Genomic DNA, 908 nt, shown 5'->3' with positions numbered 1-908 from the left:
CACTTAAATCATCGTCGTGACTCAATCTGCTTCAAAAGCCACTCTCTAAATCGCTCAGTTGACTGGCTTCTTGTATTCATGATCAAGTAATACCCAGCATTGGCAGGAATGGGGGCGAATGGAGAAACCAAACGTTTCGTCGTCAATTCATCCTCAATCAACGCCATGCGTGCCATCGCGATCCCGACTCCAGCTTCCGCCGCAGACATCGCCATGTCTGTTCGATTGAAAAAGTGACCAACATCGGTTTTAAAATCCAATCCCATTGCCGAAGCCCAATACAACCACTCATAATCACGTGTCGCTTTTTCCCACGGCATCGCGTCGTGCAACAACGTAGCCGCTTGCCATTGATTCGCAGACATAAACGATGTTTGATCACCAAAAGGAGTTTTTAGCCACCGATGATCCTCAAGGTATTTAGGGCTCATCACTGGCAGCAATTTTTCATCGAGAATCAACTCGGCATCATGGTCTCGATAAGGGTGAAGGCCGTAGTCAATGGCGACGTCATAGTCTTTCAAATCGCTGTTGACTAGCGCTCCTTCCGCAAAGATCTGCACTTGAATTTCTGGGTTCTCTAGTTGAAAGCTTTCGAGTTTAGGAACTAGCCACTTAAAGGCGAATGAGGGAGTGAGCTTCAAGCGAACCTCATTGATATGCTTTTCTACTCTCAGATCATCAAGCAACTTGCCTAACTCAGAGAAATGCAACTGCGTGGCTTGTTGCAGTTGTATTCCCTTTTCGGTGAGGCGGATCCCTCGAGAGTGGCGTTCAAAAAGAGTAAAACCTAACGACTCTTCTAAGTGGATTATTTGTTGGCTTACAGCTCCTGTCGTAAGGTGTAGTTGCTTAGCAGCGCCCGTAAAACTGGCATGTGCCGCCACTTGGTTAAACAACCATAAACC

Annotated in this window: 1 protein-coding gene; it reads right to left on the bottom strand. The window is 46.8% G+C overall.

Annotation, left to right across the window (positions count from 1 at the left end; translation table 11 throughout):
• Positions 1 to 8: 8 nt before the first annotated feature.
• A partial coding sequence (locus tag R7E78_RS25135; protein ID WP_318058473.1) for a LysR substrate-binding domain-containing protein occupies positions 9 to 908 on the bottom strand: 900 nt, incomplete at its 5' end.

It is taken from the genome of Vibrio sp. YT-19(2023) (genome assembly GCF_033337395.1).
The sequence above is the reverse complement of the archived record's forward strand: the minus strand, read 5'-3'. Positions and strand labels throughout refer to the sequence as shown.